General features: G+C 58.8%; 24 protein-coding genes. 10 read left to right on the top strand and 14 right to left on the bottom strand.

The genetic code is table 11. The annotated features are described in order from the left end of the window. Window position 1: 1 nt before the first annotated feature. Window positions 2-1,129 (bottom strand): glycosyltransferase family 4 protein, encoded by a 1,128-nt coding sequence (locus BHE81_RS18265; protein ID WP_023342577.1) that lies wholly within the window; start codon window positions 1,127-1,129, stop codon window positions 2-4. After that, window positions 1,126-2,202: a putative lipopolysaccharide heptosyltransferase III gene (rfaQ, locus tag BHE81_RS18260; protein ID WP_004181527.1), complete on the bottom strand. Its 1,077-nt coding sequence runs from the start codon at window positions 2,200-2,202 to the stop codon at window positions 1,126-1,128. Before rfaQ ends, BHE81_RS18265 begins: the two co-directional genes overlap by 4 nt. A 111-nt stretch (window positions 2,203-2,313) precedes the next feature. Here rfaQ and BHE81_RS18255 point away from each other — a divergent pair, with 111 nt between their 5' ends. Together BHE81_RS18255 and BHE81_RS18250 are read left to right on the top strand one after the other, a co-directional pair. Beyond that, entirely contained in the window at window positions 2,314-3,276 is a 963-nt protein-coding gene (locus tag BHE81_RS18255) for a polysaccharide deacetylase family protein (RefSeq protein ID WP_004186133.1), read from the top strand. An 18-nt stretch (window positions 3,277-3,294) separates the two neighbouring features. Next, window positions 3,295-4,374 (top strand): glycosyltransferase family 9 protein, encoded by a 1,080-nt coding sequence (locus BHE81_RS18250; RefSeq protein ID WP_002922472.1) that lies wholly within the window; start codon window positions 3,295-3,297, stop codon window positions 4,372-4,374. Window positions 4,375-4,417: 43 nt separating this feature from the next. Here BHE81_RS18250 and BHE81_RS18245 read toward each other — a convergent pair whose 3' ends face one another. From BHE81_RS18245 to rfaD, 5 genes are read right to left on the bottom strand one after another with little or no spacing between them, the layout of a single operon-like run. Continuing rightward, window positions 4,418-5,587 (bottom strand): O-antigen ligase family protein, encoded by a 1,170-nt coding sequence (locus BHE81_RS18245; protein WP_004164973.1) that lies wholly within the window; start codon window positions 5,585-5,587, stop codon window positions 4,418-4,420. Then, the gene (locus BHE81_RS18240) at window positions 5,565-6,473 is read right to left on the bottom strand and encodes a sugar glycosyltransferase (RefSeq protein WP_002922468.1); all 909 of its coding nucleotides are present in this window, start codon (window positions 6,471-6,473) and stop codon (window positions 5,565-5,567) included. The genes BHE81_RS18245 and BHE81_RS18240 overlap by 23 nt, the downstream gene beginning before the upstream one ends. Next, window positions 6,473-7,444: a lipopolysaccharide heptosyltransferase RfaC gene (gene rfaC / locus BHE81_RS18235; RefSeq protein ID WP_004152048.1), complete on the bottom strand. Its 972-nt coding sequence runs from the start codon at window positions 7,442-7,444 to the stop codon at window positions 6,473-6,475. The genes BHE81_RS18240 and rfaC overlap by 1 nt, the downstream gene beginning before the upstream one ends. A 3-nt stretch (window positions 7,445-7,447) precedes the next feature. Beyond that, complete coding sequence (gene rfaF, locus BHE81_RS18230) at window positions 7,448-8,506, bottom strand: ADP-heptose--LPS heptosyltransferase RfaF (protein ID WP_004196077.1); 1,059 nt, start codon at window positions 8,504-8,506, stop codon at window positions 7,448-7,450. A gap of 9 nt (window positions 8,507-8,515) precedes the next feature. Then, window positions 8,516-9,448, bottom strand: a complete 933-nt coding sequence (gene rfaD / locus BHE81_RS18225; protein ID WP_002922463.1) for an ADP-glyceromanno-heptose 6-epimerase — start codon at window positions 9,446-9,448, stop codon at window positions 8,516-8,518. Between the two features lie 213 nt (window positions 9,449-9,661). Between rfaD and kbl the strand changes: the two genes are divergently transcribed. The 3 genes from kbl to BHE81_RS18210 all read left to right on the top strand — a co-directional run bounded on the left by kbl (window position 9,662) and on the right by BHE81_RS18210 (window position 12,850). Then, window positions 9,662-10,855 carry a glycine C-acetyltransferase gene (gene kbl, locus BHE81_RS18220; RefSeq protein WP_002922462.1) on the top strand — a complete coding sequence of 398 codons (1,194 nt, stop codon included), beginning with the start codon at window positions 9,662-9,664 and terminating at the stop codon, window positions 10,853-10,855. 12 nt (window positions 10,856-10,867) lie between these two features. Next, entirely contained in the window at window positions 10,868-11,893 is a 1,026-nt protein-coding gene (gene tdh, locus BHE81_RS18215) for an L-threonine 3-dehydrogenase (RefSeq protein WP_110246566.1), read from the top strand. 168 nt (window positions 11,894-12,061) lie between these two features. Next, window positions 12,062-12,850, top strand: a complete 789-nt coding sequence (locus tag BHE81_RS18210; RefSeq protein ID WP_002922460.1) for a glycosyltransferase family 2 protein — start codon at window positions 12,062-12,064, stop codon at window positions 12,848-12,850. 5 nt (window positions 12,851-12,855) lie between these two features. Here the strand turns inward: BHE81_RS18210 and BHE81_RS18205 are convergent, their stop codons facing one another. From BHE81_RS18205 to gpmM, 3 genes are read right to left on the bottom strand one after another with little or no spacing between them, the layout of a single operon-like run. Then, window positions 12,856-13,803, bottom strand: a complete 948-nt coding sequence (locus BHE81_RS18205; protein WP_002922459.1) for a divergent polysaccharide deacetylase family protein — start codon at window positions 13,801-13,803, stop codon at window positions 12,856-12,858. A 3-nt stretch (window positions 13,804-13,806) separates the two neighbouring features. Then, entirely contained in the window at window positions 13,807-15,078 is a 1,272-nt protein-coding gene (gene envC, locus BHE81_RS18200; RefSeq protein WP_002922458.1) for a murein hydrolase activator EnvC, read from the bottom strand. A 9-nt stretch (window positions 15,079-15,087) separates the two neighbouring features. Beyond that, the gene (gene gpmM, locus BHE81_RS18195; protein ID WP_004152046.1) at window positions 15,088-16,632 is read right to left on the bottom strand and encodes a 2,3-bisphosphoglycerate-independent phosphoglycerate mutase; all 1,545 of its coding nucleotides are present in this window, start codon (window positions 16,630-16,632) and stop codon (window positions 15,088-15,090) included. Window positions 16,633-16,877: 245 nt separating this feature from the next. On the opposite strand from gpmM, the gene BHE81_RS18190 reads away from it, so the two are divergent. The 5 genes from BHE81_RS18190 (at window position 16,878) to cysE (ending at window position 20,107) form a co-directional block, all read left to right on the top strand. Next, on the top strand, window positions 16,878-17,309 hold the full coding sequence (locus BHE81_RS18190) for a rhodanese-like domain-containing protein (RefSeq protein ID WP_002922436.1): 432 nt from the start codon (window positions 16,878-16,880) through the stop codon (window positions 17,307-17,309). A 104-nt stretch (window positions 17,310-17,413) separates the two neighbouring features. Continuing rightward, window positions 17,414-17,665, top strand: a complete 252-nt coding sequence (gene grxC, locus BHE81_RS18185; protein WP_002922429.1) for a glutaredoxin 3 — start codon at window positions 17,414-17,416, stop codon at window positions 17,663-17,665. Between the two features lie 60 nt (window positions 17,666-17,725). After that, the gene (gene secB / locus BHE81_RS18180; RefSeq protein ID WP_002922428.1) at window positions 17,726-18,193 is read left to right on the top strand and encodes a protein-export chaperone SecB; all 468 of its coding nucleotides are present in this window, start codon (window positions 17,726-17,728) and stop codon (window positions 18,191-18,193) included. Beyond that, window positions 18,193-19,212 (top strand): NAD(P)H-dependent glycerol-3-phosphate dehydrogenase, encoded by a 1,020-nt coding sequence (gpsA, locus tag BHE81_RS18175; protein ID WP_002922427.1) that lies wholly within the window; start codon window positions 18,193-18,195, stop codon window positions 19,210-19,212. Before secB ends, gpsA begins: the two co-directional genes overlap by 1 nt. Window positions 19,213-19,285: 73 nt before the next feature. After that, window positions 19,286-20,107 carry a serine O-acetyltransferase gene (cysE, locus tag BHE81_RS18170; RefSeq protein WP_002922426.1) on the top strand — a complete coding sequence of 274 codons (822 nt, stop codon included), beginning with the start codon at window positions 19,286-19,288 and terminating at the stop codon, window positions 20,105-20,107. An 81-nt stretch (window positions 20,108-20,188) separates the two neighbouring features. Here cysE and trmL read toward each other — a convergent pair whose 3' ends face one another. From trmL to lldP, 4 genes are all read right to left on the bottom strand, one after another. Further along, window positions 20,189-20,662, bottom strand: coding sequence for a tRNA (uridine(34)/cytosine(34)/5-carboxymethylaminomethyluridine(34)-2'-O)-methyltransferase TrmL (gene trmL, locus BHE81_RS18165; RefSeq protein ID WP_004181521.1), 474 nt, complete (start codon window positions 20,660-20,662; stop codon window positions 20,189-20,191). A 92-nt stretch (window positions 20,663-20,754) separates the two neighbouring features. After that, window positions 20,755-21,939, bottom strand: a complete 1,185-nt coding sequence (lldD, locus tag BHE81_RS18160; RefSeq protein ID WP_002922420.1) for an FMN-dependent L-lactate dehydrogenase LldD — start codon at window positions 21,937-21,939, stop codon at window positions 20,755-20,757. After that, window positions 21,939-22,712, bottom strand: coding sequence for a transcriptional regulator LldR (gene lldR, locus BHE81_RS18155; RefSeq protein ID WP_002922415.1), 774 nt, complete (start codon window positions 22,710-22,712; stop codon window positions 21,939-21,941). The genes lldD and lldR overlap by 1 nt, the downstream gene beginning before the upstream one ends. After that, window positions 22,709-24,364, bottom strand: coding sequence for an L-lactate permease (gene lldP / locus BHE81_RS18150; protein WP_002922413.1), 1,656 nt, complete (start codon window positions 24,362-24,364; stop codon window positions 22,709-22,711). Before lldP ends, lldR begins: the two co-directional genes overlap by 4 nt. Between the last annotated feature and the right edge of the window lie 18 nt (window positions 24,365-24,382).

The raw sequence follows: 24,382 nt of genomic DNA, 5'->3' as shown, positions 1-24,382 counted from the left end.
GTTAATTCACCAGATCCTGATAAAGAGAAAGCAGCTGGGTTGAGAGTCGCTCGCTGGTGCAGGCCATAATGCGCTCGCGGGCGTGACCGCCTTCCGCGGAGCCCAGCGCGCGCGCGGGCAGGGCCATTACCGCCTGCTGTAGCGCCGGGATATCCAGAGCGTCGCAGACGTAACCATTGTGGCCGCCGACGATAAACTCCGCCCCGCCGCAGCCGGTAGTGGTGATCACCGGCAGACCGCAGGCCATTGCCTCGAGGATGACGTTGGGGAACGGATCGTAGAGGGTCGGCAGCAGCAGACCATCGGCCATTTGATAGAAGGGCAATGTCTCCGACTGCATGCCGAAGAAGCGCACCCGCGCTTCACAGTTCAGGCTCTTCGCCAGCGCCTGATAGCGAGGCTGATCCTTATCTTTGCCGACCACCAGCAGGTAGCGATCGGTGGGGGCGATGGCGCGGATCGCCGCCGCCAGCCCTTTACGTTCAAAGCCGGAGCCGACGTAGATCAGGCAGGTCGCCTGCAGCGGCAGCTGCCATTTGGCGCGTAAGGCGGCAAAGGTCTCTTCGTCCGGCGGCAGGAAGCGCTGGTTGTCAATGGCGTTGTAAATAACGTGGATCTTCTCCGCCGGCAGGCCAAAGTCTTCGATGATCTCGCGCTTGATCATCTCGGCGTTGCAGATCACCCCGCGCAGGTGTGAGTCTTCATACATCTCGCGCTCCGCCTGCATGACGTAGCGGTGGTAACGGTCGGCGAACAGCAGGCGGCTTTTCCAGGCCGGTAAAATGCGCGAGCGCTGCTGCAGCCAGCGGCGATGAACGCCATCGCCAGCGCGGTAGAGATCGCAGCCGGGAATACGTTCATGGCTCTGCACCAGGTCGAAGGACTCGCGCTGCCAGAGCGCGCGCGCGGCGTTGGCAAAGCCGCGCTCGCGGCTGATGCGCCCCCATTTACGTGGGTTACAGATATGGATCTGCCAGTCCGGTTTCACCGGCCCCTGCCATTCGCGGGTGATGACGTTCAGCTGCAGATGACTGCTGTCGAGGGCTTCCAGCGCGCGGGAGACAAACCGTTCTGCGCCGCCGTCCGGGCGGTACTTCTGCCGCACCAGAGCCAGCCTGAATTTACTCATGCCAGTACCTTTTTCGCCGCCGCGATCACGGCGTCGGTAGGAATTAAATCAAGATAACGTTCGTCGGTGTTGGTGTTGATAGCGTCCGGATCGGGCAGCGGACCGAAGTCGCCGGCCCAGATCACCTCGCCTTTCGCCTGCCACGGACGCCAGAAGGTCAGCTTCGAGGGGCCGAACAGGGCGACCAGCGGAGTGCCAAGGGCTGCAGCCATATGCATCGGCACCGAGTCGACGCCGATAAACAACCGGGCATGATCGATCACCGCCGCCAGCTGGCGCAGCGTTAACTGGCCGGCTAAAGAGTGTAGTCGCGCCTGCGGGCAGCCGGCGATGATGGTATCCACCATCTTCTTCTCTCTAGCATCGGGGCCGGAGGTGAGCACCACCGCGTATCCTTCGGCGGACAGCGCGTTGATCAGGGCGCTCATCCGATCTTCGCGCCAGCATTTAAAGAACCAGCGCGACGTCGGCTGGATGACGATGTAGTGTTCCCGGAAGTCCTCCGGCAGCAGGGCGCGGCTGGCGGCCCAGTCTGCTTCGCTGTAGCCCATCCGCGCCGGCGCATCGTTCAACTGGAGACCGAGCGGAGCGAGAATAGAGAGATTCTGCTGTACCGTATGCAGCTGGTTGTGCTGTTGGGTGGAGGCCAGCGCGGTGTGGCAATAGCGCCAGACCGGGTGGCGGCGCTTCGGAAAATCAAAACCAATCCGCGTCGCGGCGCCGGTCAGTTTGCTGATAACCGCGCTCGGCCACTGGTCGGCCAGGTTAAGCACCATATCGTACCGCTGCTGGCGCAGCGTCTGAATGAGCTGCCATTGCATCTTCAGCTGATACCTTTTTCCCTGCTTTTTCCAGCGGCGATCGAGACCATAAATATGGTGGATATCGGGGTTGGCTGCGAGCATATCCCGGGTCTCTTCATACAGCAGGACATCCACGCTGGCGGCGGGGTACTGCTGTTTCAGCGCGTGAATAAGCGGGGTGATCAGCAGCATGTCGCCATGATGGCGCAGCTTAATGACCAGGATCCGCGCCGGGTTCAACGGGCCGCGGGAGAGGGTTTCAGGCGTCATACTCTGTTCTTCATCCAGGATAAGGGTTCCGATTCTAGGGGATCAGACAGATTGAGAGAAGCGTTGTATTGCTCTACCATGACCCGATACGTATGGCCTGAGGACGTTTTCGTGCACAATCCCGCATTTCTCATCACGATTGATACAGAGGGCGATAACCTCTGGCAAAAACATGACAGCATCACCACCGAGAATGCGCGTTATCTTCCGCGTTTTCAGCAGCTTTGCGAAAAGTATGGCTTTAAACCGGTCTATTTGACCAACTATGAAATGGCCATCGACCCCTTTTATATCGAATTCGCCAGAGACGTGATTGCCCGCGGCACCGCGGAAGTCGGCATGCATCTGCATGCGTGGAACAGCCCGCCGACCGAGCCGCTGACCGCAGATGACTGGCGCCATAAGCCTTATCTTATTGAATACAGCGACGCTATGATGCGTGAGAAGGTCGACTATATGACGCGTCTGCTGGAGGATACCTTCCAGACCAAAATGGTTAGCCATCGCGCCGGGCGCTGGGCCTTTGACGAGCGCTATGCGCGTCTGCTGGTGGAGTACGGGTATCAGGTGGATTGCTCGGTGACCCCGCGGGTGAACTGGAAGACCGCCAAGGGGGCGCCGCAGGGCGATGGCGGGACCGATTATCGCCGCTTTCCGCAGCATGCCTATTTCCTCGATGAAAATGACATCAGCCGCGAGGGCCACTCGCCGCTGCTGGAAGTGCCGATGAGCATCCAGTACAAGCACTCAGCGTGGATGAACAGCGTGAAGCAGGGCTACGACCGCCTGCGCGGCAAAGTGCGATCCCCCTCCGTACACTGGCTGCGACCGATGGGCGGCAATGTGGAGACGATGAAAAAAGTCGTCGAACAAACGTTGACGCAGGGCAATGACTACGTGGAATATATGCTCCACTCTTCAGAGTATATGCCCGGCGGCAGCCCCACGTTCAAGAATGAACGGGATATTGAGCGTTTATACGCTGACCTCGAAGCCTTTTTTAGCTGGCTGGCGCCGCAGGTGAAGGGCATGACGTTGGCAGAATATTACCAGCGGAAAATTACACAGCGCTAACACAGCTCAAGGTACCGTATGCGTATCCTTAAACAATTAACGCGGAAAAAGAATGCCTTTTTCCGCGGCATTAAATTTAATTTAATTAACTATCGATACAGAAATAAGCCGGCGCGTAAAGCGTTCGACCCAGCGGCTGTGCGCCGCGTGCTGCTATTGCGTCTGGATGATAAAGTCGGTGATATGGTGGTCACGACCGGCTGCGCCAGAATACTGGCCGAACGGGGATATCAGGTTTCGGTGTTAACCGGACCAATATGCAGCGAAATATTAGCAGGCTCAGAATTCATTCAGCAAGTATATTTATATCGGCCCCGCATGTCCTTAAATACGTTGCGGGCGGCGGGTTTTGATGCGGTTATCGATTTTGATGACGTGACCAGCTATGAACGCTTTAAATTACTCGCCGATTTACGGGCGACCAGCGTGATTGGTTTTAATAAAGAGCCCTATAAACTTTACGATCACTCAATCGCTTTTTTTGACGGCAACAGCCATATTTCCCTGCGCTATAAGCAGGTGGTGAAGCTGTTTGGCATCGTTGACGACCGCCCGTATCACTATCATCTCCCCGGCTGCCGCCATGAGCGGGAGAAAGTGGCCCGCTTGCTTTCTCAGGCCGGAGAGGTCGAACTGCGTATCGCCATTAACCCTTTTACCGCCTCCGAGGATAAAGACTTCTGTCGTCACCAGGTGGCGACCCTGGTCGAGCGGCTACATGCTCTGCCTTACCGGGTCTGTATCGTGATGGTGGGGCGCAGTGAAAAAATCCGCCAGCTGGGGCTGGATATGGCGCTGTACATCGCCGACAGCACCATCAACTCCGCCGTAGAAGTGATCCGCAGCTGTGATTTAGTCATTACGCCGGACACCTCTATCGTGCATATTGCCCGGGCTTTCGATAAGCCGATGGTGGCGGTCTATAACAAACGCAAACTCAAGAATACCGGGCTGCCCGGCTATCACATCTGGGCGCCGGGCTATGACAAGGCGAAGCAGATAGTCTGTGAAGAAGCGAATGTCGCCGATGTGGCGATTGAGTCGGTGTGGCCCGTGATTAAAGAGCAGGCCGACCGGCTGGTCGCCGCCCGCAGTTAATTTAAAAAGTTAATATAAAAAGGGCCGCTGACGGCCCTTTTTGTTAGCGTTTTTCCGCCAACCCTTTGCTGAGCGCAATGCCCAGCGGCAGCCAGAACAGCACCCAGGTTTCCCGGGGATTGCTGATGATAAACATCCCCTGCGAGGCCATAAACACCAGCGCGTAAAACAGGATCGCCAGACTGTAGCGGCTGTCGGTATGGCGCTTGCGCCACGCCTGCCATAGCCCGCAGGCAATGATCGCCAACAGCAGCAGTAACCCCACGATGCCGCCTTTCAGCAGGGCGCCCATATACACACTGTGGGTGGTGGTGATGTGCTCGCCGCTGTAGTTGATGAAATCCAGTTCATAGCTGAAACCGCGCCCCAGCCACGGCTGGCTGGCCATCTCCGACAGCGTATGGTGCCAGATGCTCAGGCGCAGCCCGCTTTGGGTGCCCAGCTCCTCGAAACGGGCGAGCAGCATGTCGCCCACCGGCGTCATGACCAAAAGCAGCGCTACCAGCACGGCCAGCGCCGCGGCGATCAGCAGGTTGCGGCGGGTGAAGACGTGCAGGTGCAGCGTACAGCCGACCGCCAGCACCAGGGCGATGATCGGCCCGCGGCTTTGGGTGAGCAGCAGCATCACCAGCATGATGACCACCGGCAGATAGAGCCAGTGGCTGGCTTTTTCTTTCAGTAGCATGCCGCAAATTAAAATGCCGATGCCGCAGTAACCGGCAAGGTCGATAACGTTCGTTGGTCCGGGGTTCTCGGGGGAGACCGCTCGTTCGGTGAGAACCAGCGTATGATCGATAATCAGCGTCCACAGGGAGAGCACGGTGATCCCGCCGACCACCGCCAGCATCGCCAGTCGGCGGGTTCGTCCGTCCCTGAGCAGCATCGTCATCAGCAACAGATACCCGGTCAGATACACGCCGTGGGTGATCGGCGAGTCAATATGCTGCGGCGTATGGCCCCACACATTACTGAGGGCGTAATAGATAAAGAAAGCCGCCAGCAGCGTCCAGGTCTGCCACTGCTCGCGTAACACCCCGGCCAGCGCCTGGCGGTTTTCCTGGCGTACCAGCGACAGCAATAGCAGCAGGATCGATAAATGCAGCAGATTATTGGTCCGGGTGGACATGCAAAAAATCGCGCTGAAAAATAAAAACAAAGGAAAGACAATCGAGTAACCCTGTCTGGCGAAGTTACTCACTTTTAAAGTACTCATTAAACGCAACCTTTTCGAAGATAGTATCCGGCACAGCGCTTTCTGGGGAAAAATTAATCACCCGAATCTGGCGTTGCTGCAGTACCTGCGCGGCATGCGCAAAAGAGGGCATGACGAGGGTATCCACTTTTGTTGCCAGGTAAGAAGGCAATTTTTCTTGTTGTGTTTCGTAGAATCGCGGCTGGTTAAAGTTGGTCATATCCAGGCCGCTCACCAGGATAGTATTGAAGCCCAGCCAGGCGAGAATTTGCAGCGCCCAGTAGACCACCGTGCCGGCATCAAAGATGCCCTGGCGAATATCGGTGCTAAAACAGATATCCGGGCGCTGAGGATGAAAGCACATCGCCGCATTCTGCTGGTAAGTGCGCTTTATCGCTTCGCTGGCGACTTTCGGCTGGTAAATCTTATAGCAACCGTCCTCAATCAACGCCAAACGGCAGCGCAGCGCGTCCCCATAGCGATCGACGATTTTGGCGATCCCGTGCATGGTGGTGAACAGCAAAATATCCGGCTGGCTGACAATGGCGCGGATAATGTCCGGCTTCTTATCGAAAAATTCCATGTCGACGATGGTATAGAGCGAAAAGTGCAGCCGGTCGGCAAGATGCCAGGCGCCATTGACGCCCATCACCGGGATCGTTTTCGACAACAGGGAAAAATCGATATTGCGGGTTGAGGGGCCGGTGGCGGTCAGCAGGACTTCGCCCTGCATACTGTTTTTCAGCGCGCTCAGGCTGACCAGCGGCACCGTTTTCCCTTTATAGCGTAACGCGCTGATTTCGCCGCTTGGCGCACGCGTAATACGGGTAAAAGGCCACAGATTTTCATTGTGGCGATACGCGCGAGGGCGCGTATAGCGGTAGATCTGCTTAAACAGGGATCCCATCAGAGCAGCCCCTGATTTTGCAGGAGAAGATGAATCCGGCTGGCCGCAATATCGCCGGTGCTGGCGCTGTTTTCCGGCCGCACGATATGCTGGTTTTTACCGTATCCGCCAATCAGCCCCGGGTCGGTCGGGCCGTAGAGCGTAAAGTTCGGTTTATCCAGCGCGGCGGTCAGATGGCTCAGCCCGGTATCGACCGAGACGACGGCCCGGGCGCCGGCCAGAACCTGCGCTACCTGCTCAAGGCTCATGCGCGGCAGCACTTCAACATACTCCCGGCCTTCCGCCAGCCGCTTCGCCCGCGCCTCTTCGTGCGGGGCGCCCCACGGCAGCTTAATGTGGACGCCGCTGTCGGCCAGCAGATCGAGAAGCTCCTGCCAGCGGGTTTCCGGCCAGTGCTTATCGTCGCGGGTGGTGGCGTGCAGAAACACCAGATAGGGCGCGGCAGCGCTAGCCTCGTGCTGCAGGAAATGGCGCGCAATGGCGTAATCCCCCTGGGTCTGGGGTTTCGCGTAGCCAAGGCTTTTGGCGAACAGCTCACGGGTACGCTCCACCGCGTGCTGCTGTTTCGCGATATGGTGGCGGCGGTTGTAAAACAGGCTCGCCAGCGGCTCGCGGGCCGTTTGCCAGTCCATACCGTGCTTGACGCCGTGCGCCAGGCGAGTAACCAGCGCGGCGCTTTTTACCAGCCCCTGGGCATCGATGATGGCGTCATACTTTACCGCCTGAACGGCCTCGCGAAAGGCTTGACGCTCGGCTTTGATCGGCGCGGAGAACCAGGCTTTGCGCCAGCGGCGGATTGCCACCGGGATCACCCGCTCGACGCTTTCATGCCAGGAGGGGATCTGCGCGAAACCTTCTTCAACCACCCAGTCGAAGCGGATGCCGGGGATAGCCTGCGCGGCGTCGGTTAGCGCGGGCAGCGTGTGCAGCACGTCGCCCATGGAGGAGGTTTTAACGATCAATACCCGCATCCGTTACGCTTCCTCGTGCTCGGTTTTTTCCGCTAACAGTTCGTTTAGCTCTTGCAGGACGCGTTCTGGGGTGATGTCGATCAGGCTCTGATGATAGCCTTCGGCGGCATCGCCTTTGCGCACCTTGTGGTAGCCGGTAATCAGACGGATAACCCGCGCTTTATGCGACAGCGGCGGGGTAAAGTCCGGACTGCTCGGGCCATACAGCGCCACCAGCGGGCGGTCCAGCGCCGCGGCGACGTGCATCAGCCCCGAATCGTTAGTCACTACAGCTTTACAGGCGGCGATCAGAATGACCGCCTGCTCCAGCTGGGTTTCACCCGCCAGATTACGGCACCAGGCCTGCTGCTCGCTGCTGAGGGCGGCGATGATCTCTTTGCCGGCCTCGTTATCTTTCGCCGAGCCGAAAAGCGCAATCTGATAGCCATCGTCGATAAGCTTTTTCGCCAGCGCAGCATAATGATAGTGCGGCCAGCGTTTGGCCGGGCCGAACTCCGCGCCGGGGCAGAAGCCGACGATCGGCCGATCGTAGGACAGGTTAAAGGCGCTGCAGGCCTGCGACTTTTCCCCTTCGTTGACCTGCAGCTGCGGCCACAGCAGCGGCTGCGGCAGATCTTTGGCGCAGCGCATCACGCCGTTGTCGTAGGCCAGCGCCACGTAGCGTTCCACCATCAGCGGCCAGGCGTCTTTGTCCAGCACCCGGGCGTCGTTGAGCAGGCCGTAGCGCATCTCGCCGCGCCAGCCGGTGCGCAGCGGGATATTGGCAAAGAAAGGGACTAATGCCGATTTAAACGAGTTCGGCAGCACGTAAGCGCGATCGTAGCGACGTTCGCGCAGGCTGTGGCCGAGCTTACGGCGTTCGCCGATAGCCAGCGCGCCGTGACCCAGCGGCATCGGGATCGCTTCGTTCACTTCCGGCATGCGCGAAAGCAACGGACGGCACCAGGCTGGCGCCATCACGTCGATAATCGCCTGGGGATAGCGCGCCCTGAGCGTACGATAAAGACTTTGCGACATCATCATGTCGCCCACCCAAGACGGGCCTACCACCAATATTTTCATGCTTGTTTCTTACGCGTCGCGGTTTAGCCAGGCCATATATTCCGTTACGCCTTCGGCAACGGTTTTGAACGGTTTGTCATAGCCCGCTTTGCGCAGGTTAGTCAGATCCGCCTGTGTGAACGCCTGGTAGCGGCCTTTCAGTTTGTCCGGGAACGGGATGTACTCGATGCTGCCTTTTTTGTGGTACGCCAGGGTCGCATCGGCGACGGCCTGGAAGGATTCCGCACGGCCGGTGCCGAGGTTAAAGATGCCGGAAACGCCGTTTTCCCAGAACCACAGGTTGACGTCAGCCACGTCCCCCACGTAGACGAAGTCGCGCTTGAAGCCGTCGCTGCCTTCGAACAGTTTCGGGCTTTCGCCATTATTCAGCTGGGTATTGAGGTGGAAAGCGACGCTCGCCATGCTGCCTTTGTGGCCTTCGCGCGGCCCGTAGACGTTGAAGTAGCGGAAGCCGACGATCTGCGAATTGGCTTCCGGCAGGATCTGGCGGACGTATTCGTCGAACAGGAATTTGGAGTAGCCGTAAACGTTCAGCGGCTGTTCGTACTCGCGGGACTCGATGAAGTCGCTGGTGCGTCCGCCATAGGTGGCCGCGGAGGAGGCGTACAGGAACGGGATTTCGCGCTCCAGGCAGTAGTGCAGCAGCTCTTTGGAGTACTGATAGTTGTTGTCCATCATGTACTTGCCATCCCACTCGGTAGTGGAAGAGCACGCGCCTTCGTGGAAGATTGCTTCGATTTCACCGAACTCTTCACCCGCCATAATCTGGATCAGAAAGTCTTCTTTATCCATGTAGTCAGCGATGTTCAGGTCAACCAGGTTTACAAACTTGGTGCCGTCTTTCAGATTGTCGACAACCAGAATGTCGGTGATGCCTTTGTCATTCAGCGCTTTAACGATGTTGCTGCCGATAAAGCCTGCGCCGCCGGTAACGATGATCATAACTGTACCTTTGAAGTTGAGAGCCCGGAGACAATCCGGACATGAATGCTCTTATCATATCACCACATGAGCAAGCCTACAGCCATTCGCAGAATAAGGTGCTGGGCTGACGTGATTTATGCTGCAAATAATTCATTCAGGCCTGCATCATCTCGTATCAGCGTATAGCTTTGGGTAATATGTGCCAAATTTTGCCGAATCTGGAGAGTTGCAATGCGTGGTGATTTCTACAAACAGTTAACTAGCAATCTGGAGACCGCTCGGGCCGAAGGGTTGTTCAAAGAAGAGCGCATCATCACCTCGGCGCAGCAGGCGGACATTACCGTCGGCGACAGCCACGTGATTAACTTCTGCGCCAATAACTATCTGGGTCTGGCGAACCACCCGGAACTGATTGCCGCGGCGAAATCCGGCATGGACAGCCACGGTTTCGGGATGGCCTCGGTACGCTTCATCTGCGGCACCCAGGATACGCATAAGCAGCTGGAGAAGAAGCTGGCCGATTTCCTCGGTATGGAAGACGCGATCCTCTACTCCTCCTGTTTCGACGCCAACGGCGGCCTGTTTGAAACGCTGCTCGGCCCGGAAGACGCCATTATCTCCGACGCCCTGAACCATGCCTCGATCATCGACGGCGTGCGTCTGTGTAAAGCGAAGCGCTTCCGCTATGCCAACAACGATATGCAAGAGCTGGAGGCGCGTCTGAAAGAAGCTCGCGAGGCCGGCGCGCGTCACGTGCTGATCGCCACCGACGGCGTGTTCTCGATGGATGGCGTGATCGCCAACCTGCAAGGCGTTTGCGACCTGGCGGATAAATACGATGCGCTGGTGATGGTCGATGACTCCCACGCCGTCGGCTTCGTCGGCGAAAACGGCCGCGGCTCCCACGAATACTGCGATGTGATGGGGCGCGTCGACATCATCACCGGCACGCTGGGTAAAGCGCTGGGCGGCGCCTCCGGCGGCTACACCGCCGCGCGCAAAGAGGTGGTTGAGTGGCTGCGCCAGCGCTCCCGTCCGTATCTGTTCTCCAACTCTCTGGCGCCGGCCATCGTGGCCGCCTCCATCAAAGTGCTGGAGATGGTTGAAGAGGGGGCAGACCTGCGCGATCGCCTGTGGGCTAACGCGCGTCTGTTCCGCGAAAAAATGACCGCGGCAGGCTTCACGCTGGCCGGCGCCGACCACGCCATCATTCCGGTGATGCTGGGCGAGGCGGTGGTGGCGCAGAACTTTGCCCGCGAGCTGCAGAAAGAAGGGATCTATGTCACCGGCTTCTTCTATCCGGTGGTACCGAAAGGCCAGGCGCGTATTCGCACCCAGATGTCGGCGGCGCATACCCCTGAACAAATTGAGCGTGCGGTGGAAGCCTTTACCCGCATCGGCAAACAACTGGGCGTCATCGCCTAATAAGGGTATGAGATGAAAGCGTTATCCAAACTGAAAGCGGAAGAAGGCATCTGGATGACCGACGTACCGGAACCGGAAGTCGGCCATAACGATCTGCTGATTAAAATCCGCAAGACCGCCATTTGCGGGACCGACGTGCACATCTACAACTGGGATGAGTGGTCGCAGAAGACCATTCCGGTGCCGATGGTGGTCGGTCACGAATATGTCGGCGAAGTGGTGGGGATTGGTCAGGAAGTGCGCGGCTTTAAGATTGGCGACCGCGTCTCCGGCGAAGGGCATATCACCTGCGGCCACTGCCGTAACTGCCGAGCGGGCCGCACCCATCTGTGCCGCAACACCATCGGCGTGGGCGTCAACCGCCCGGGCTGCTTTGCTGAGTATCTGGTGATCCCGGCCTTTAACGCCTTTAAAATCCCCGACAATATCTCTGATGACCTGGCGTCTATCTTCGACCCGTTCGGCAACGCGGTGCACACCGCGCTCTCCTTCGATCTGGTCGGGGAAGACGTGCTGGTTTCAGGCGCCGGTCCGATCGGCGTGATGGCGGCGGCGGTAGCGAAACACGTCGGCGCGCGTAACGTGGTGATCACCGACGTCAACGAGTACCGTCTTGAGCTGGCGCGCAAAATGGGCGTTACCCGCGCGGTGAACGTGGCCAAAGAGAACCTTAATGACGTGATGGTCGAGCTGGGGATGACCGAAGGTTTCGATGTGGGTCTGGAGATGTCCGGCGCGCCGCCGGCGTTTCGCAGCTTGCTGGATACCATGAACCACGGCGGCCGTATCGCGATGCTGGGTATCCCGCCGTCGGATATGTCCATCGACTGGACCAAGGTCATCTTCAAAGGGCTGTTTATCAAAGGTATCTATGGTCGCGAAATGTTCGAAACCTGGTACAAGATGGCGGCGCTGATCCAGTCTGGTCTGGATCTCTCACCGATCATCACCCACCGCTTCGGCATTGATGACTTCCAGAAAGGTTTTGACGCGATGCGCTCCGGCCAGTCCGGTAAAGTGGTTTTGAGCTGGGACTAACCCCCCATGCTGGCGTAAAAATCAGCAAAAAAGGCGCCTGCGGGCGCCTTAATTTAGATTTGGATAACATTTTTAGCCTGCTTAATATTAAGCGCACAATTTCTACATCGATTTTACGGTTATTCGCTTATACAGTGTGTTTAGTCGCAGTTTAACTTTGTAACTATCATGCTTAAACTCTCCGTATGCTTACTGACCTGTAACTCTGCGCGCCTGCTGATGGAGGTACTGCCGCCTCTGCTGAAGGTTGCCGATGAATGTATCGTCGTCGACTCCGGCAGTACCGACGAAACCGTCGCTATTTGCCAGCAGTTTGGTCTCACCGTCCATCACCATGCCTATAAAGCCCACGGCGCGCAGATGAACTATGCCATCGGGCTGGCCAGCCATGACTGGGTGCTGTGCATGGACAGCGACGAAATTCTTGATAATGACGTGGTGACGGCCATTCAGGCGCTAAAAGCGGGGGAGGAGCCTGACCCGACCTGCGCCTGGCGTCTGCCGCGCTACTGGTTTGTGCTAGGCAAACAGGTACGGACTATCTACCCCATTTCCTCACCGGATTATCCGGTGCGCCTCTTTAACCGCCAGCAGGCGCGGTTTAACGATCGGCCGGTGGATGACCAGGTGGTCGGACACGCGAGCTCCGTCAGGCTGCCGGGCTTCGTTCGCCACGATACCTTTTATTCGCTGCATGAAGTGTTTAATAAGCTGAACAGCTATACCACCCGGCTGGTGAAGTACCAGCAGATCAAACCTTCGCTGACGCGGGGGATCGTCAGCGCCATTGGCGCTTTCTTTAAGTGGTATCTGTTTAGCGGAGCGTGGCGCTATGGCAAGGTCGGCGTGGTGACCGGCCTGTACGCGACGTTTTACAGCTTTCTGAAATATTTTAAGGCGTGGTACGCCCACGAAGATAACCAGGCGCCCGTCGCGCAAAAGCGAACGGACCCCTGAGTGGTCTAGTTGCCGGGATTGTCCCAGCCCTGCCATTTGAGGCGATAGTACTGGATCAGCGCGCTCTGGCTGATGCTATCGCTGAGGATAGTGAAGAAGCGGCTGGCGTTCACAGGCTCCAGCGGGCGCTTCGGTTTGCAAGACTTCACGCCATGGAACGGATTACGCGGCTTCTGCTGCGTTTGTTGCGCGGGCGGCTGGGCGTAGTTTGGCGTCGAGTTGTCGACCTGCGGCTCGTTGAGCAGGCTGCTCGGGCGCACCAGCGTGATATCCGGCGGCAGGTTATAGACCATCTGCTGCAGCACCCGCACCGTCGTCGGATGCGGATGGCCAATGGCTATCGCCGAACCGTTGCGCCGCGCCAGGGCGATGGCGCGATTGAACTGGTTGCGGATATCGGCTTCATTCTGCGTATCGTCGAGAAACACTTTGCGCTTAATCACCTTCACGCCGGTACCCTGCGCGGCGCGCATGGCCTGGGTGTTGCCGATGGTGACGCTGTCGAGAAAATAGAGATTGTAGCGCTCCAGGGCCTGCATCACCTTCTGCATGCCAAACAGGTTGGAGGTCATCGCGCTGCCCATATGGTTATTCAGCCCGACGGCGTAAGGGACTTTGCCGTAAGCCTCGCGAATAATGCGCTCGATCTCCTCGCTGCTCATTTCGGGACGCAGGGTGTCTTTTTCCAGCGGCTGTTTGCTGAGCGGCGCCATTGGCAGGTGGATGAGCACTTCATGGCCCTGATTATGCGCTTTAGTGGCCATTTCCCGGGCGTGCGGCGCGTTCGGCAGCACGGCGACGGAGATAGTTGCCGGCAGCGCCAGCACCTGATTCTCGGTCTGCGGGCGGTAGCCAAAATCGTCAATAACGATGGAGAGTTTGCCAGCGAACGCTGGCGCCGCCAGAGCCAGCGAACCGGCTACGGCAAGAGCAATTGCGCGAAATTGAAGCAAAACTTATCTTCCCAACCACGGCTGTGGATTGACCGCCTGACCCTGGCGGCGAATTTCGAAATAGAGCGACGGACGGCCCTGACCGCCGCTGCTGCCTACGAGCGCGATAGGCTGGCCGGCACGCACCTGGGTACCAACGCTGACCAGCGCGCTTTGGTTATAGCCATACAGGCTCATGTCGCCTTTGCCATGTTCGACCACCACCACCAGACCATAGCCCTGCAGCCAGTCGGCCAGAATGACCCGACCATCGGCAATGGCTCTGACTTCGGTGCCTTCAGACGCGGCGATAACCATCCCTTTCCAACGTAGTTCACCTTGCAGCTGTTCGCCATATCGATGAAGGAGCGGACCGCGAACCGGCCAGAACGCCTGACCGCGCGGCGAGCCCAGCCCGCCGGTGCGTGACATCAGCGAACGCTCACTTTCCGTTGGTTTATAGGTGGTGCCTTTGCGCGATGCTTCCTGCTGGCGGTCGCGCACCGCCTGCGCGTCGCGTGCTTCCCGATCGGCGCGGGCTTTGGCGGCAGCTTCCGCCTGGGCGATACGACCGCGTAGGCGCGATTCGTTAGCCCGTAATTCACTTAATTGTTGCTGACCCTGCTGAATGGAAGACTCCAGGCCGGAAAGGGTCTTTTTCCGTTCGTTACGCGCCTGCTCCAGCTTCGCCTGCTGGGCCTTTTGCTCGTAGACCAGCGTTTGCTGCTGGCTCTGTTTTTCTTCGAGCATCGACTTTTGCACCGCCATCTCTTCGCGCGTTTTCTTCAACTCCGCGATAGTCTCCTGGCGGGCCTGGTTGAAATAGCTGAAATAGACCTGCATCCGCTGATTGCGCTGGCCCTCTTCACCGCTGAGCACCATCTGGATGCCGGTATGCGGCCCCTGGCGGAAAGCGGCATCGAGCTGCGCGGCGAGGTTCCGCTCCTGAGACGCGCGCTGGCGCTCCAGCTTCGCGAGAGCGGCGTTCATCTCGTCAATCTGCTTATTGAGCTGGTTCAGGCTATCCTGGGTTTCGCGCAGTTTGCGGGCCGCGGCGGCGATCGCCTCTTCCTGCGCTTTGAGCTGGGCGAGCAGGCTTGCGCGCTGCTGCTGCTGTTGCTTAATCGCCCGCTGCCTGGCGGCGATGTCGGCCTGGATGGACTTTAGCTGATCGCGATCGTCGGCATGCGCAGATGACGCGCACAGCAATACGCCAGCGCTGAGCGCGCTGGCGTAAAGGACGGATCGAACTGCCGCTGCGATCCATGTAGTTGAATACATCGCCTTTCCCCTCATGGGGAAGGATTATTCCACGATGAACAGCGGCTTGCCAGTCATCTCTTGCGGGATTTCCATTCCCATCAGCGACAACATGGTCGGGGCGATGTCGGAAAGTTTGCCGCCGTTGACCGCTTTGACCGCTTTATTACCGACGTAGATCAGCGGAACCGGTAGATTGGTATGGGCGGTGTGCGCCTGGCCGGTGGCCGGGTCGCGCATCTGCTCGGCGTTGCCGTGGTCGGCGGTGATCAGCAGTTGGCCGCCAACGGATTCCACCGCCTGAGCCACCTGGTCGATGCAGCGATCCAGCGCTTCAACCGCTTTTACGGCTGCTTCCATCACCCCGGTATGGCCAACCATATCGCCGTTCGGGTAGTTACAGATGATGGTGTCGTATTTTCCGCCTTTGATGGCGGCGACCAGTTTCTCGGTCAGCTCGGCGGAGCTCATTTCCGGCTGCAGATCGTAGGTCGCCACTTTCGGCGAGTTAATCAGGATCCGCTCTTCGCCTTTAAACGGCTCTTCTACGCCGCCATTGAAGAAGAAGGTGACGTGAGCGTATTTTTCAGTTTCGGAGATGCGCAGCTGGGTTTTATCGTGCTTCGCCATCCACTCGCCGAAGGTATTGGCCAGCGAGGCGGGCGGATAGGCGCAGGCGACTTTGATGTCGGCGGCGTATTCGGTGAGCATCACGAAATCGAGATTAACCACTTTCTTACGCGCAAAGCCGTCGAAGTCGGCGTTGACGAAGGCGCGGGTGATTTCACGCGCGCGGTCGGCACGGAAGTTCATGAAGATCAGCGCGTCGCCGTCTTCCATCGCGGCATCGGCCTGGCCGGCGGCGCGGATAACGGTCGCTTTCACGAATTCGTCGTTTTCGTCACGGGCGTAGGCGGCCTGCAGACCTGCGACGGCGGTATCGGCCTGGAATTCGCCTTTGGCCAGGGTCAGCAGATCATAAGCTTGTTCCACGCGATCCCAGCGGTTGTCGCGGTCCATGGCGTAATAGCGGCCGATGAGCGACGCGATGCGACCTTTGCCCAGCGCGGCAAATTTGGCTTCGAATGTCGCCAGCGTTTTTTCCGCACTGCGCGGCGGCGTATCACGGCCGTCGAGGAAGGCGTGCAGGTAGATCTTCTCAGCGCCGCGCTCTGCCGCCAGCTCCACCATCGCCATGATGTGATCTTCGTGGCTGTGGACGCCGCCTGGCGACATCAGGCCCATGATATGTACTGCTTTGCCGGCGGCAACCGCTTTATCGACCGCGGCGGTCAGTACCGGGTTGGCGAAGAAGGTGCGTTCTTTAATTTCCACATCGAGACGGGTCAGGTCCTGATAGACGATACGACCGGCGCCCAGGTTGACGTGGCCTACTTCGGAGTTCCCCATCTGACGGTCCGGCAGGCCGACTTCGAGGCCGGATGCATCGATCAGGGTATGTGGACGTTTGGCCCACAGCGCGTCCATTACCGGCGTTTTAGCGCTATAAATGGCGTTATCCTGTTGGTCTTCGCGATAGCCGTAGCCATCCAGAATCACCAGTACCATAGGTTTTTTAGAAACCGACATTGCGACAACCTCATGCTCAAAGACAGAAATTTTGCGTAATTTTACTACAGCTGAATCGTTTAAATCCCCGTGAAAGATCAAAGAAAGGGAGCGGCCGGGCCGCGCCGGGTCAGCGAGAGCGGCTTTTTTTCGCCACCGCCCGCAGAAAATACATTACATCGCGCTCACTGGCTGTAATTGCCGCAAGGCACAGGTATACTCCTTTCCTGGTTTTTTTCTCACTTAGTCGGGAGTTGTAACCCCCCATGCAAGAAATTATGCAATTCATCGGCCGTCACCCGGTCCTGAGCATCGCGTGGATCGCGCTGCTGGGTGCGGTAGTGTTCACCACCTTCAAGGGGCTGATGTCGAAAGTTAAAGTCATCACCCGTGGTGAAGCGACGCGTCTTATCAATAAAGAAGATGCGGTGGTGGTCGACCTGCGTCAGCGTGACGATTTCCGTAAAGGCCATATTGCCGGCGCTATTAACCTGCTGCCCAGCGATATCAAAGCCAATAACGTCGGCGAGTTGGAAAAACACAAATCGCAACCCATTATTGTGGTAGACGGTTCCGGCATGCAGGCGCAAGAGCCCGCCAGCGCGCTGAACAAAGCCGGGTTTGAAAAAGTCTTTGTACTGAAAGAGGGCATTGCTGGCTGGAGCGGCGAAAACCTCCCTCTGGTACGCGGCAAATAACTTACCTCGCGTGGTGATGCCGCCGCGTTTTCTCCTTCATGCCTGACGTGAAGGGAACACAGGCTGCGGCGTAAAACCCTCAGGGTAACAACAGGAGTGAAGTCATGGCCAATATTGAGATCTACACCAAAGCGACCTGCCCGTTCTGCATCCGCGCGAAAGCGCTGCTGAACAGCAAAGGCGTAACGTTCCATGAGTTGCCGATCGATGGCGATGCCGCGAAGCGTGAGGAGATGATCCAGCGCAGCGGACGGACGACGGTTCCGCAGATTTTTATTGATGCGCAGCACATTGGCGGCTGTGACGACTTGTATGCGCTTGATTCACGTGGTGGACTTGATCCCCTCTTGCGCTAATTTTTGCGCGCTTTCCCTGGCGGAAGCGCGTATTTAAGGACAACACGAAAGGGTTTTACTATGTCAGAACAAAACAGCACCGAAATGACCTTCCAGATCCAGCGTATCTATACCAAAGATATCTCTTTTGAAGCGCCGAACGCGCCGCAAGTTTTCCAGAAAGACTGGCAGCCGGAAGTTAAACTTGATCTGGATACCGCCTCCACCCAGCTGGCTGAAGGCGTTTATGAAGTGGTGCTGCGTGTGACCGTGACCGCTGCGCTGGGCGAAGAAACCGCGTTCCTCTGTGAAGTACAGCAGGGCGGTATTTTCTCCATCGACGGCATCGAAGGCACCCAGATGGCGCACTGCCTCGGCGCATACTGCCCGAACATTCTGTTCCCGTACGCGCGCGAGTGCATCACCAGCCTGGTTTCCCGCGGTACCTTCCCGCAACTTAACCTTGCGCCAGTGAACTTCGACGCGCTGTTCATGAACTATCTGCAGCAGCAGGCTGGCGAAGGTGCTGAACAACATCAGGATGCCTGATGAACGCACTTAATGCTGCAATGACTGTGATCGGTGCCGGCTCTTACGGCACCGCTCTTGCCATCACCCTGGCAAGAAATGGCCACCACGTTGTGCTGTGGGGCCATGACCCGAAACATATCGCGACGCTGCAACACGATCGCTGCAACGCCGCGTTCCTTCCCGATGTGCCTTTCCCGGATACGCTGCATCTTGAGAGCGACCTGGCCACCGCGCTGGCCGCCAGCCGCGACATCCTTGTCGTGGTGCCGAGCCATGTATTCGGTCAGGTGTTACGCCAGATTAAACCGCTGATGCGTTCCGACGCGCGGCTGGTGTGGGCCACCAAAGGCCTGGAGGCCGAAACCGGCCGTCTGCTGCAGGACGTGGCGCGTGAAGCGCTGGGCGATGATATTCCGCTGGCGGTGATCTCGGGGCCAACCTTCGCCAAAGAGCTGGCCGCCGGCCTGCCGACGGCGATTTCGCTGGCGGCCACGGATCCGCAGTTTGCGGAGGACCTTCAGCGCCTACTGCACTGCGGCAAAAGCTTCCGCGTCTACATCAACCCGGACTTTATCGGCGTGCAGCTCGGCGGCGCGGTGAAAAACGTCATTGCCATCGGGGCAGGTATGTCGGATGGCATCGGCTTCGGCGCCAATGCGCGTACGGCGCTGATTACCCGTGGGCTGGTGGAAATGTCCCGCCTCGGCGCGGCGCTGGGCGCCGATCCGGAAACCTTTATGGGCATGGCCGGCCTCGGTGACCTGGTGCTCACCTGCACCGACAACCAGTCCCGTAACCGTCGCTTCGGCATGATGCTCGGCCAGGGTATGGACGTGCAGAGCGCCCAGGACAAGATTGGCCAGGTGGTTGAAGGCTACCGCAATACCAAGGAAGTTCGCGTTCTGGCACAGCGTTTAGGTGTCGAAATGCCAATAACCGAGGAAATTTATCAGGTATTGTATTGCGGAAAAATTGCGCGCGAGGCAGCATTGACCTTATTGGGTCGCGCCCGCAAGGACGAGCGCAGTAGCAATTAGCTTTCCTTTGTCACCTGAATGACCCTGCCAGCGCAGAACTGGCAGGTCATTACTATATCGCCTGGAGTATGCAATGCCGTGTGAAGAACTGGATATCGTCTGGAATAATATTAAAGCCGAAGCCCGGGCTTTGGCTGACTGTGAGCCGATGCTCGCCAGTTTTTACCACGCAACGCTACTCAAGCATGAAAATCTCGGCAGCGCGCTGAGCTATATGCTGGCCAACAAGCTGGCTTCCCCGATTATGCCGGCGATCGCCATTCGCGAAGTGGTGGAAGAGGCCTACGCCGCCGATCCGGAAATGATCGCCTCCGCCGCCTGCGATATTCAGGCGGTGCGCACGCGCGACCCGGCGGTGGATAAATACTCCACGCCGTTGCTCTATCTGAAGGGTTTCCATGCCCTGCAGGCCTATCGTATCGGCCACTGGCTGTGGACTCAGGGGCGACGCGCGCTGGCGATTTTCCTGCAAAATCAAGTCTCCGTCTCTTTCCAGGTGGATATCCACCCGGCGGCGAAAATCGGCCGCGGGATCATGCTCGACCATGCCACCGGCATTGTGGTCGGCGAAACGGCGGTGATTGAAGATGACGTCTCTATTCTGCAGTCGGTCACCCTCGGCGGGACCGGTAAAACCAGCGGCGACCGTCATCCGAAAATTCGCGAAGGCGTAATGATTGGCGCCGGGGCGAAGATCCTCGGCAATATTGAAGTCGGGCGTGGCGCGAAGATTGGCGCCGGTTCGGTGGTATTGCAGCCGGTTCCGCCGCACACCACCGCGGCGGGCGTACCGGCGCGTATCGTCGGCAAGCCGGAGAGCGACAAGCCGGCGATGGATATGGATCAGCATTTCAACGGCATCCACCACACCTTCGAGTACGGCGACGGGATTTGATGTATTGCCATTTGCCGCTGCTAAGCACAGAAATGTAGCCCGGATAAGGCGCAACGCGCCGTAATCCGGGAACCGCTCAGGTTAGCTGCGCAAGACCGCGCCAGGATACCCCAGCTGGCGCCAGGCTTCATACACCACCACCGACACCGCGTTTGACAGGTTCATACTGCGGCTGTCCGGCATCATCGGAATACGGATTTTCTGCTCCGGCGGCAGGGCATCGAGGATGCTGGCCGGCAGACCGCGGGTTTCCGGGCCAAACATCAAGAAATCGCCGTCCTGATAGCTCACTGCGCTGTGCGCAGGCGTGCCTTTGGTGGTCAGGGCGAACAGACGCTGCGGCTGCGCGCTGGCGACAAACGCCGCGTAATCCGCATAGCGCTGCACGGCAGTGAACTCGTGATAGTCCAGTCCGGCGCGTCTCAGGCGTTTATCGTCCCAGGTGAAGCCCATCGGCTCAATGATATGCAGACTGAAGCCCGTGTTGGCGCACAGGCGGATAATATTCCCGGTGTTCGGCGGGATCTCTGGTTCGAATAACACGATGTTCAGCATACTGCCCCCTTAATTGCGGGGGGCAGAATAGCAGATATTTGGCGAACCCTCACCCTGAGGGAGAGGGGCGGCGTAAGGGAAAACGTGGAGAATTACGCGGCGTTATTCTGCTTCAGCGCATCGAAGGTCTGCAGCGCTTCGGCGTTCTGCACCAGCGAATCACGGCTGATTTCACGGATACTTTTCGCCCCGGTGAGGGTCATCGCCACTTTCATCTCTTTCTCGATGAGGTTCAGCAGATTCGCCACGCCCTGCTTACCGTGGGTCGCCAGGGCGTACAGGTAAGCGCGGCCCAGTAGCACGCTGTCGGCGCCCAGAGCGATCATCCGTACCACGTCGAGCCCGTTACGGATGCCGCTGTCGGCGAGAATAGTGATGTCGCCTTTCACCGCGTCGGCAATTGCCGGCAGGGCGCGGGCCGAGGAGAGCACGCCATCGAGCTGGCGGCCGCCGTGGTTGGAGACGACAATGCCGTCAGCGCCGAAGCGCACCGCATCGCGGGCGTCCTCCGGATCGAGGATCCCTTTGATCACCATCGGACCGTCCCAGAAATCGCGGATCCACTCCAGGTCTTTCCATGAAATCGACGGATCGAAGTTATTCGCCAGCCAGCCAATGTAATCCTCAAGCCCGGTCGGTTTGCCGAGATAGGCGGAGATATTGCCCAGATCGTGCGGGCGACCGTTAAGGCCGACGTCCCACGCCCACTGCGGATGGGTGACGGCCTGCCAGTAGCGGCGCAGGGCGGCGTTCGGGCCGCTCATGCCAGAATGGGCGTCGCGGTAGCGGGCGCCGGGAGTCGGCATATCGACGGTAAAGACCAGCGTCGAGCAGCCCGCGGCTTTGGCGCGCTCCAGCGCATTGCGCATAAAGCCGCGGTCGCGCAGGACATACAGCTGGAACCACATCGGGCGCTTGATGGTCGGGGCGACCTCTTCGATCGGGCAGACGGAAACGGTAGAGAGGGTGAACGGAATGCCTTTGTCGTCCGCCGCGCCGGCGGCCTGCACTTCGCCGCGGCGGGCGTACATCCCGCACAGCCCGACCGGCGCCAACGCCGTCGGCATCGCCAGCTTCTCGTTGAATAACGTCGTTTCCAGACTCAGGTCCGACATATTGCGCAAAATACGCTGGCGCAAGGCTACATCGGAAAGGTCCTCGACGTTGCGGCGCAGGGTATGTTCGGCGTAGGCGCCGCCGTCAATATAGTGGAACAGAAACGGCGGCAGGATACGCTGTGCGGCGGCGCGATAGTCGCTGGCGGCGGAAATAATCATCACGAGTTCTCCCTGGAATTTTCATTGTGGTCACCGGGCAGGCGGGTAATTCGCGCCTGGCGGGCCTGGTCTTCATCAAAACGTTTGATGGTGGCGTGGACAAAGCCTAAGTGGCCCATCATCGCCTGGCGCGCCGCCTCGGCGTCGCCGGCGACAATCGCCTCCATGACGGCCTGGTGCTGTTCGGTCAGGCGGGCAAACACCGGCGGCACCTGATACATGCGCTGGCGGCTCTGCTTAACGGAGGAGTGCAGCAGGTCGAAAAAGCCGCGCATGGTTTGCAGGAGCACCACGTTATGCGAGGCTTCGGCGATCGCCAGGTGAAAGCGGACATCCGCCTGCGAGGCGATATCCGGGTCTTCACTCTGGGTCGCTTCAAAGCACAGACGAATTTTTTCTTTATCGGCGTCGGTGGCGCGCATCGCCGCGTGCCACGCGGTGCTGGCTTCGATGGCGTGGCGGGCTTCGAGGATATCGAAGCTGTAGTCCGGGTCATCGGCCAGCAGCGTCTTCAGCGGCTGGACGATGTTTTGCTCTGACCACGGCTCATGCTGAAAGCGGACGAAGGTGCCGCCGCCGCGACGGCTCAACAGCACCCCTTCATTGACCAGCATCGCCAGCGCTTCGCGCAGGGAATTGCGTGAGACGCCGAGCTGGGCGGCGAGCTGGCGCTCGGCGGGCAGTCGCATGCCCGCCTCCAGCTGTTGTTCTTCAATCAGCGCCCGGACGCGACGCGCCACGTCGTCGGCCAGGCGTTTAGGCATCACTATCACGGGATCATCCAGGTTAAAACGTAGGCCTGCAGCGTGGTGATCAGCCCCACCATGCAGGTGAAGATCAGGCTATGTTTGACGGTAAAGCGGAACAGATCCGACTCTTTGCCCACCAGGCCTACCGCGGCGCAGGCGATGGCGATCGACTGCGGGGAAATCATCTTGCCGGTAACGCCGCCGGTGGTATTAGCCGCGACCAGCAGAATATCGGAGACGCCAATCTGCTGCGCCGCCGTTGCCTGCAGCGCGGCGAACAGGGCGTTAGACGAGGTGTCCGAACCGGTCAGGAATACCCCCAGCCAGCCAAGGAACGGCGAGAAGAAGGTAAACGCGTGGCCGGTATGGGCCAGCGCCAGGGCCAGGGTCGACGACAGCCCGGAATAGTTAGAGATAAAGGCGAACGCCAGCACCATGCCGATAGAGTAGATCGGCAGCGCCAGATCCTTCAGCGTCCCGGCGAAGGTGGTCAGCGCATCTTTCGGCTTCATGCGCAGCCAGACGATGGACAGCAGGGCGGCGAACAGAATGGCGGTGCCGGTTGCCGACAGCCAGTCGAATTTATACACCGCGGCGTAGGGCGTCGCGGCGCTAACCACCGGCGGCATACGGGCAACCATTTTGTCGAGGAATGGTACCGAAATATTGATAACGAAGTCATACATCGCGCCGCCAGGAGCGAACAGCGCTTTGAATGGCGGCACGCTCCACAGGGTCACGGTGGCGGTCAGGAACAGGAACGGCGACCAGGCGCGGATCACTTGTCCCGCCGTGTAGCGTGTGCGGGCCAGCGTCATATCCACCTGCGAGGCGCCGAGATCGCCGAAGCGGAAGATGCGTACCGGCTGCCAGCGTTTGAGGAACAGGGTCAGACAGACCAGGGAGACCAGCGACGAGATGATATCCGGCAGCTCCGGGCCAAGGAAGTTCGAGCTGAGGTACTGGGCAATAGCGAACGAACCGCCTGCGACTATCACCGCCGGCCAGGTCTCTTTAATGCCGCGCCAGCCGTCCATAATCGCCATGATCCAGAACAGCACGATAATGGTCAGGAACGGCAGCTGGCGGCCCACCATCTGGCCGATGGCGAAGCTATCGATACCGGTCACCTGGCCGGCGACCAGAATCGGGATGCCCATCGCGCCGAAGGCCACCGGCGCGGTGTTGACGATCAGGCACAGGCCAGCCGCATACAGCGGGTTAAACCCGAGACCAACCAGCAGCGCGGCGGTAATCGCGACCGGTGCGCCGAAACCCGCCGCCCCTTCGAGAAAGGCGCCGAACGAGAAGCCGACGATCAGCATCTGCAGGCGCTGGTCCGGCGTAATCGACAGAATCGATGAGCGGATGATGTCGAACTGTCCGGTCTTCACCGAGATTTTATAGACGAAGACCGCGGCGATAATAATCCACGCGATAGGCCACAGGCCGTAGAAGAAGCCGTAGACCACCGAGGCTAAGGCGCGGTCCACCGGCATTTTATAGAACAGCAAGGCAACGACCAGCGCGATTGCGACGGTCCAGGTGGCAGCGATGTAGCCTTTCAGTTTGAGCTTAATCAGCGCAAAAAAGAAAAACAGAATCGGTAGCGATGCGATAAGACTGGATAGCCAGATATTACCGGCGGGATCGTAGTTTTGTTGCCAGAGATTCATGCAGGGTCTCCATCGGGC

The sequence above is a fragment of the Klebsiella sp. AqSCr genome, from assembly GCF_008452795.1.
Lineage (GTDB): Bacteria > Pseudomonadota > Gammaproteobacteria > Enterobacterales > Enterobacteriaceae > Klebsiella > Klebsiella pneumoniae.
Note: the sequence above shows the minus strand (reverse complement) of the source record. Positions and strands in the feature narration are given on the sequence as shown.

Bases quoted from the DNA above. Each gene is read 5' to 3' on its own strand.
- kbl (WP_002922462.1), top strand. From the start codon at position 9,662: ATGCGTGGTGATTTCTACAAACAGTTAACTAGCAATCTGGAGACCGCT.
- lldD (WP_002922420.1), bottom strand. From the start codon at position 21,939: ATGATTATTTCCGCCGCCAGCGACTATCGCGCCGCCGCACAGCGTATC.
- rfaD (WP_002922463.1), bottom strand. From the start codon at position 9,448: ATGATCATCGTTACCGGCGGCGCAGGCTTTATCGGCAGCAACATCGTT.
- gpmM (WP_004152046.1), bottom strand. From the start codon at position 16,632: ATGTCGGTTTCTAAAAAACCTATGGTACTGGTGATTCTGGATGGCTAC.
- rfaF (WP_004196077.1), bottom strand. From the start codon at position 8,506: ATGAAAATATTGGTGGTAGGCCCGTCTTGGGTGGGCGACATGATGATG.
- cysE (WP_002922426.1), top strand. From the start codon at position 19,286: ATGCCGTGTGAAGAACTGGATATCGTCTGGAATAATATTAAAGCCGAA.
- BHE81_RS18190 (WP_002922436.1), top strand. From the start codon at position 16,878: ATGCAAGAAATTATGCAATTCATCGGCCGTCACCCGGTCCTGAGCATC.
- BHE81_RS18250 (WP_002922472.1), top strand. From the start codon at position 3,295: ATGCGTATCCTTAAACAATTAACGCGGAAAAAGAATGCCTTTTTCCGC.
- secB (WP_002922428.1), top strand. From the start codon at position 17,726: ATGTCAGAACAAAACAGCACCGAAATGACCTTCCAGATCCAGCGTATC.
- envC (WP_002922458.1), bottom strand. From the start codon at position 15,078: ATGAGGGGAAAGGCGATGTATTCAACTACATGGATCGCAGCGGCAGTT.
- grxC (WP_002922429.1), top strand. From the start codon at position 17,414: ATGGCCAATATTGAGATCTACACCAAAGCGACCTGCCCGTTCTGCATC.
- trmL (WP_004181521.1), bottom strand. From the start codon at position 20,662: ATGCTGAACATCGTGTTATTCGAACCAGAGATCCCGCCGAACACCGGG.
- rfaQ (WP_004181527.1), bottom strand. From the start codon at position 2,202: ATGACGCCTGAAACCCTCTCCCGCGGCCCGTTGAACCCGGCGCGGATC.
- BHE81_RS18245 (WP_004164973.1), bottom strand. From the start codon at position 5,587: ATGAGTACTTTAAAAGTGAGTAACTTCGCCAGACAGGGTTACTCGATT.
- lldP (WP_002922413.1), bottom strand. From the start codon at position 24,364: ATGAATCTCTGGCAACAAAACTACGATCCCGCCGGTAATATCTGGCTA.
- tdh (WP_110246566.1), top strand. From the start codon at position 10,868: ATGAAAGCGTTATCCAAACTGAAAGCGGAAGAAGGCATCTGGATGACC.
- gpsA (WP_002922427.1), top strand. From the start codon at position 18,193: ATGAACGCACTTAATGCTGCAATGACTGTGATCGGTGCCGGCTCTTAC.
- BHE81_RS18240 (WP_002922468.1), bottom strand. From the start codon at position 6,473: ATGGGATCCCTGTTTAAGCAGATCTACCGCTATACGCGCCCTCGCGCG.
- BHE81_RS18210 (WP_002922460.1), top strand. From the start codon at position 12,062: ATGCTTAAACTCTCCGTATGCTTACTGACCTGTAACTCTGCGCGCCTG.
- BHE81_RS18265 (WP_023342577.1), bottom strand. From the start codon at position 1,129: ATGAGTAAATTCAGGCTGGCTCTGGTGCGGCAGAAGTACCGCCCGGAC.
- rfaC (WP_004152048.1), bottom strand. From the start codon at position 7,444: ATGCGGGTATTGATCGTTAAAACCTCCTCCATGGGCGACGTGCTGCAC.